Here is a 6,847-nt window from a genome sequence, read left to right as displayed (position 1 = left end):
ACGGCCAATGTCGGGTTTGCGTAACCTTTTCTGGTTTCCCGCCCCTCACCTACCATGCGGAGCCCAGCGTGGCTGCTCGCTTCGCACAGGCAGTCCGTCGCACAGGCGTGACGATATCAATAATGCCTGGTTCTGGAAACGATCTGCCGCCACTGCCATGTGCGCGGTTGTGGGAATGTTGATCTCTCTCGGGAGCGCGGCAGCCAGACGACACCGTCATGTCGACGATGGCCCGGTATGGTCCAGCCCACGAGAGATCCGCAGCGGCCTAGGTGCGTTAGGCACCTTCGAGTGCCTTCTTTTCAGCGGGCTAGCTGTGCGTTGATCATCAATGCACAGCACATCTCTATCCACAGGCTAACTAGCTTGTGACGATTTTCGCCCCGAATTCAGGAGCTCACATGCCTTTCACACTTGATCCTGAGGTCGCTGATGCCCTTGCGCCTTTTGCGCCGCCTCCTGACGGCAAACCGCCGGTAGTCGGGGATGTCGGCGCCCGCCGCGCCATTCTCGAGAGCGTCTTCCGCTATTGCGATTCCGCGCAGCCGTTCCCACATGACATCATCGTCGCCGACTACGAACTTCCGACGTCGGATGGCGCGACGATCCGAGGACGCTGGTATACCCGAAGCGAGGATCCAGAAGAGCCCGGACCAGCCGCCCTTTATCTGCACGCGGGCGGAATGATCGCCGGCGACATCGATATGTTCGATGGACTAGTCGCCCGCTATGTCTCCGCCTCTGGAACACCGATCCTTTCGCTGAACTATCGGCTCGCCCCCGAGCACCCGCACCCGACCCCGCTCGAAGACGCCTACGCGGGCCTGACCTGGCTATACGAACACGCCGACGATCTCGATGTCGACCCGGCCCGTATCGCGGTATTCGGCGATAGTGCAGGCGGGGGTCTGGCCGCGGCGGTGTCGATCCTGGCTCGCGACCGCAATGGGCCGTCCATCGCGCGACAAATACTCATCAGGCCGATGCTGGACGACCGTACTCTGACTCCCGACCCCCTACTGGCGCCCTTTGTTGTCTGGACGTGGGACGACAACCGCACCGGTTGGCAATCGCTACTTGGCTCTAGCGCAGGCGGACCCGATACGCCGGCCTATGCAGCCCCTGCCCGCGCCACCGACCTCACCAAGCTCCCACCGGCATACATCGAGATAGGGCAGCTCGATATCTTTCGAGACGAAAACCTCACCTACGCATTGCGCCTGGGCCAAGCGGGCGTGCCGGTCGAGTTTCACCTCCACCCGGGAGTGTCACACGGATTCGAAGGTGTCGCTCACTATTCTGCAGCTGCCAGACGAGTCATGACCGATCGCCACCGCGTACTTGCCGCCTTCTGACAGCGGTACCGCGCACTTTCTGACAACAGGAAAAGAGGCAACTCGTGAACCACTCTGACCCACTGTCGCCTCGCCCCCGAGCCAACTTCGACAATGTTGCGACACTCGATGCCGACGACGTGCAGGATCTGGCCACGAAGATCACCGGCCCCACCCTGACACCACACGACGAACAATACGATGTCGAGCGCACCGGGAACCAGACCGCTCGAATGCATCGGCCGGCGATCATCGTGGGCGCGACCGGGGCACCCGACGTGCAGACTGCGATTGCCTTCGCGCGCGATCGCGGTCTCGCCGTGGCCGTGCAAGGAACAGGGCACGCTTCGGCGGCCGTTGCGGCGCACGATGGAATGCTGATCAACACCACACGCATGAAGGGGTTCCGGCTGGACGAACATGCCAGCTCCGCATGGGTCTCGGCAGGGACGCGATGGGATCAGATCCTGGATGACGCCGCGACCGTCGGTTTGGCGCCATTGTCGGGCTCCGCCCCGCACATCGCCGCCGTCCCATACACCCTCGGCGGTGGTCTGGGCTTGCTGTCCAGGCGCTACGGATACGCCGCGGACCATGTTCGCAGTCTCGACGTGGTCACTGCCGACGGCAACTTGCAGCGCGTCACGAGCAGTACCGAACCGGACTTGTTCTGGGCTCTGCGAGGCGGCCGGGACAACTTCGGCGTGGTGACCGCGATGGAAATCGGGCTGGTGCCGGTCACCAGTCTGTATGGCGGTGGTCTGTTCTTCCCGGCGACATCGGCTGCCACCGTGTTCGAGACCTACGTCCAGTGGACAGCCACAGTGCCCGACGAGATGAGCTCGTCCATCGCCCTGATCTCGTATCCCGATGCCCCCGCGCTACCCGAGCAGTTACGCGGCAGACACATCGTGCATCTCCGAATCGCGTATCTGGGAAATCTCGACAGGGGCACATCCCTCGTAGCACCGCTGCGAGCGCTCGGACCATTGATCGACACTGTCGCGCCAATTCCGTATACCAAAGCCGGATCCGTCCACAACGACCCGGCCATGCCGGGCTCTTTCGAAGCCGAAACCGCCATGCTGGGCGAACGTGGAAACTCTGCAGTACATGCACTACTCGAGGTCGCGGGTCCCCATGCGCAGGTTCCTCACGTCGTCGAGATCCGGCACCTCGGAGGTCAGCTTGCCCGTCTGCCCGCGACGGCGAACGCGGTCGGACACCGCCACGCCCGATACGTCATCAACGTCATATCGAGGCTGGAACGAGCTGATATCAGCGAAATCAGGCCTGCGCACAAGCGCGTGCTCGACGCCATCAATCGATGGGTTACCACCGGCCGGTCTCTCAATTTCATGAACGGCAACGGGGCTGCGGTACACACTCCGGCTGCTTACAGTCCAGCCGACTATCAGCGCCTACGTGAACTGAAAGCGATCTACGACCCGCACAATATGTTCCGACACAATCACAACATCCCACCATCTCCCCCCCACGGGGGCCGTTCGACCGAACGAACACCCAGGGCGCGAGGCCTAGCCCCGCAGGCTCACTGGTCAGATCGGTGCGACAACGGCCATCCCCGCGAAAGAGCATGACTGTACGGGCGGCCCCAGTTTGGTGCAGGAGCACCGAATCAGCTAGCCAGTCGCGTGGCCTTCCCAGCTGTGGTGGTCGCACCGGAACTGAGTAAAGTCCAGAGCTGTCTCTCCTCTTGGCCGTCATCATGCGAGCGGCCTGTGAGTCAACCGACCGCGTGATAGATCGGCCGTTTCACGGAGAGAGCCAACTGATGCCCGCCATGGACCGGTCTTCGGCGGCGCTGCGGTTTGTGAAAACCTGCGTAACTACTCCGATGTTCGCCTCCGAACTTCGCGGCAAGGTTTGACACAAGACCAAGCGAGCAGGAGGCCGCCATGAGCGATTTCGAAAACACTCTCACGACGAAACCTCGGGTTCCCTGTTCGGCCAATCCCAGCGACTGGGACCTCGACGCGAGCGGACCAGCCCAGTGGCAGCGATCGATCCAGACCTGCCGTCACTGCCCAGTCTCGGCTCAGTGCCACGACCTCGCCAGAGGCTTCGCCAAGGCGGGCATCGGACCGCGGGGAATGATCTGGGCTGGCGTTGCCTATGACAGCAACGGCAAGATCGTCGCTGATATCAACCGGCACAGGGAAACGCCGGTGCTGCGCGGCCCGACGAGGATAACCCGCCGACGGACGAACACTCTGCCATCCCACCACCTGAGCAGGGCTCCGGAGATACCAGCAGTAACAGGAATGCACCTGATCATGGGTCGCCGTAGCGACCCTGCCAGTCAGCAACACCCAGCGGCGCAACCGGTTGAAGCTGCGACAGAGCCATGACATGACAGCCCTGCACTCCGCGAGCTCTCGCTGGGAGTAGTGGAGAGGTGGACGTCAGTTTGGGATCCCGACACGTATTGCGCCTCATCACTGCGAACAGCACTCGGCTCATGGTGGGCGGAAGTGCAGACTCTGACGGTGGCCATCAGTCGTGTAGAGCTTCGCAGACGGCGCACTCCCGAACACGCTAGTGGAAGCCTGAATCCGTGGGCTGCTCTGGGCGGGCAGCGACTGTTGTGAACGTATCACGTCACGGCTTGGTGCCCATCAGAAGTTCGCCAGCTACCTGTTCGGTTCCACGAGGTCAGTTGATGGGCAGGGGAATTCGGTGCGTCGAAAGGCATATTCATTGCGCGCCAAGCGAGTTCGCCTCTCCGCGAGCTGGCGGATGTTCCGCGTGTTCCTCGTTCGTACCCTCTAGCGAGGCTCGGCCAGCAGTAGGAAGGTCTGACGCCAAAGTGGCTCCGGCTCTTGATATTCCCCGCATGCTGACGGACCTGGAGATGATCGGCCTCGCTGTCATCTGGCCGATCGGACGGTCACTTGGGAAGTGATCACGACCAAGATCGGGAAGGGAAGCACAGAATGAACAGCGGTGTGCATATGAAACCGGATCCGTGTACTAGCGCTGCCCAAGATCAACCGTGGGGGACTGCCTATCCGAGATTGGACCTGACCCGTGCTGGCAGCACGTCCGGGCGACTACTTGATTCCCGCCTTCAGCGACAGGGTGTGAGGGACCTTCTATGAGCACCGCAGACAATCCCTCGACTGCTGCCGGTTCCCAGACCCACAGTGGCGAAGACCGGAATCCAGCTGCTCGAAACATCAACAGTCGCAGACCCGAACCCTATATCCCCTTCGAAACGGCCCCAGCGGACTCGGTGCCAGCACCCGCCGACGATGGCAGGCAAGGCCGCCTCAACGACAAAGGATCGGCGACCGCCGAAGCGCTCCTGGCCCAACTGGCACGCGAGCTCATCGAAACGGCTCCACACCAGTATCAGTCCACGGAGGCCGAGTTCATGGCTGCCGACGGGTTGGTCCGCGGTCGAATCTTCTACAACCTCGACAATGAGCGGCGGCAACCCTTCGAGCCCTCACCAGCAATGTGCACGACGATCCACCACCTCAGGTCTGAATTGGCCACCCCAGAACGTGGACCATGGTGGACCCTGCGGCTGCATCTCACCGCTGATGGCAGCCTCGACATCGACTACGACTTCGGTGACGCCCCACTCGAAGAACTACTTCCACCCGAACTGTACCTGGCCGACCTACAAGAATTTCCACGTGTCCGACTGCCCGCATGGATGGCGGCCTACTCTGGCCACGCCGATCAGCAACTGCGCACACCCCGCACAGCCGCCCTGCAGGCCCGCGCAGACCGGGTGGCCAACGTCCGACCGATAATGATGAAGAACGAGTTCCCCGACCTGCCCTTGATGTGGGCGCGCTGGGCTGTCCTAGCCGCTTCCTTCGTCGCGGTGCGTTCAGAGCACGGCCCGCGCGTATTGCCTGCCTTCGGTTGGTTCGAAGGAACCAACCGCTGCGGCTCGACGCTCCGTATTCTGCCGGGTGGGAGAGCGGTGCTGTCTGGTGGCGTATGGAAGGCGCCAGAGCTCGAGGCGGCCTATAACAACGATGGCGTGATGCCGAATTACTATGCCGGCGCTCCGGATTGGATCGCAGAACCAGTACTCAACCAACGGGCCCATAGCGGGCTGCTCTCGTTCTGCTACTGGTGGGAAGCGGGTCGATGGTATCGGGGCGAGTCACCGCCTGCGGCGAACTGCACGACAGCTATGCCCGAACTGAGAACCGTTGGATCCGTCGCTGCCACTATCGCGGCCATGATCGATAGGCATGCAGATCCGACATTGCACAGCGCAGCTGAAGAGTTGGTGAGGTCGGCGGACGAGCGCGATATCACTCGCGATGGGCTGACCGCGGTCTTCCCTAGCTCGGATCGTTTCGACATCGACGGTGCCCTGTACCAGTTGGGCCTGGCGGGATTGGTGCGAACGCAGATAGAACCGATCACCGCCGCACAGGCCATCGCCCATGTGCGGCAATACATCCTCAAGCGCCGCTACGATACCACCGGATACCCGCTGGGGGAGTTGGTCGCTGACCGCATCGAGGTCGGCTGGATGGTATACGTACCCGTTCCGACCGGTGCGGTCGCGGCCGGCAGAGCGGTGTTCTACGTTGCGGACGACGGGGTAATCGAGCATTCATCGTCCTCGATCATGCCCGTTGCGTACATGTCAGGATTCACTCAGCGCTATCGACAACGAGCAATTTTGCGACGCGAGGCTGGATTCACGCCCAGCTCGGATTAGATCCGAATTGCGCCGAACGTCGATAGCTTTGTGATTGCCATGACGTCGGGAGGGTTGGGCGGTACACGTAGTCGTGGAGCTGGCGTCGATGTGGCGCCGGGAGGCTACCGCCAGTGCGGAAGTCACACAGCTGATTTGGGGGCAACATCGAGTGAGCTGCCCGCCAGCCCATCGAGCAGGTGGGTTACTGTGGTCTGGAGGATGTTGATGTCGTCATACAGCCGCGCCACGAGCATCGCGCCCTCCAAAGAACTTACGATGACGAACGCTCTCGTCGACAGCGGCCCGTCAACGGCGAAGGCGCCCTCGCTCTTGCCTTGAGCGAGAACCTCCGACAGCCACGCTGCGGTCCGGTCGAAGAAATCGACCACCGATTCCTTCATCGGCACCGACAACGTATTGAACTCCGCTGCAAGCATGCCGCACAGGCACATTCGCTGTTCACGCAACACGCTCACGTATTGGCTGGCAAAGAACTCCAGACGCGCCAGCGCATCCTTCCCATCGACACTCGACAAGGCCTCGAAAAAGCGCTGGTCGTATCGCTGGACCAGTGCCAGTCCGAGCTCGGCCTTGCCTGGAAAGTGGTAGTGCAGTGCAGGTTTGGACAATGACAGCGAGGTCGCGATATCGGCGTAGCTGAAGTTGTTGAACCCACGGCTCTGAACCAAGCCCTCAGCGATGTCGAGGATCTGGGTGCGGGTGTGGCCTTCTCCGCCTGCGGGGCGTCGCTTCATCGTCGGTTACCCCTTGACTATCGGGCCGATGCTGACAACAATCTGACCTACTGGTAAAT

General features: G+C 61.8%; 5 protein-coding genes. 4 read left to right on the top strand and 1 reads right to left on the bottom strand.

Annotation, left to right across the window (positions count from 1 at the left end; translation table 11 throughout):
* Positions 1 to 401 precede the first annotated feature (401 nt).
* From VMT40_RS37520 to VMT40_RS37505, 4 genes are all read left to right on the top strand, one after another.
* The gene (locus VMT40_RS37520) at positions 402 to 1,355 is read left to right on the top strand and encodes an alpha/beta hydrolase (RefSeq protein WP_326364421.1); all 954 of its coding nucleotides are present in this window, start codon (positions 402 to 404) and stop codon (positions 1,353 to 1,355) included.
* 44 nt (positions 1,356 to 1,399) lie between these two features.
* Positions 1,400 to 2,935 carry an FAD-binding oxidoreductase gene (locus VMT40_RS37515; RefSeq protein WP_326364420.1) on the top strand — a complete coding sequence of 512 codons (1,536 nt, stop codon included), beginning with the start codon at positions 1,400 to 1,402 and terminating at the stop codon, positions 2,933 to 2,935.
* A 318-nt stretch (positions 2,936 to 3,253) separates the two neighbouring features.
* Positions 3,254 to 3,706: a hypothetical protein gene (locus VMT40_RS37510; protein WP_326364419.1), complete on the top strand. Its 453-nt coding sequence runs from the start codon at positions 3,254 to 3,256 to the stop codon at positions 3,704 to 3,706.
* A 746-nt stretch (positions 3,707 to 4,452) separates the two neighbouring features.
* Entirely contained in the window at positions 4,453 to 6,051 is a 1,599-nt protein-coding gene (locus VMT40_RS37505; RefSeq protein WP_326364418.1) for a hypothetical protein, read from the top strand.
* 122 nt (positions 6,052 to 6,173) lie between these two features.
* On the opposite strand, the gene VMT40_RS37500 is transcribed toward VMT40_RS37505, so the two are convergent.
* Positions 6,174 to 6,788 carry a TetR/AcrR family transcriptional regulator gene (locus tag VMT40_RS37500; RefSeq protein ID WP_326364417.1) on the bottom strand — a complete coding sequence of 205 codons (615 nt, stop codon included), beginning with the start codon at positions 6,786 to 6,788 and terminating at the stop codon, positions 6,174 to 6,176.
* Positions 6,789 to 6,847: the final 59 nt, after the last annotated feature.

This window comes from Nocardia sp. CDC160 (assembly GCF_035818795.1).
Taxonomy (GTDB): Bacteria; Actinomycetota; Actinomycetes; order Mycobacteriales; family Mycobacteriaceae; genus Nocardia.
The sequence above is the reverse complement of the archived record's forward strand: the minus strand, read 5'-3'. Positions and strand labels throughout refer to the sequence as shown.

Bases quoted from the DNA above. Each gene is read 5' to 3' on its own strand.
- VMT40_RS37500 (WP_326364417.1), bottom strand. From the start codon at position 6,788: ATGAAGCGACGCCCCGCAGGCGGAGAAGGCCACACCCGCACCCAGATC.
- VMT40_RS37520 (WP_326364421.1), top strand. From the start codon at position 402: ATGCCTTTCACACTTGATCCTGAGGTCGCTGATGCCCTTGCGCCTTTT.
- VMT40_RS37510 (WP_326364419.1), top strand. From the start codon at position 3,254: ATGAGCGATTTCGAAAACACTCTCACGACGAAACCTCGGGTTCCCTGT.
- VMT40_RS37505 (WP_326364418.1), top strand. From the start codon at position 4,453: ATGAGCACCGCAGACAATCCCTCGACTGCTGCCGGTTCCCAGACCCAC.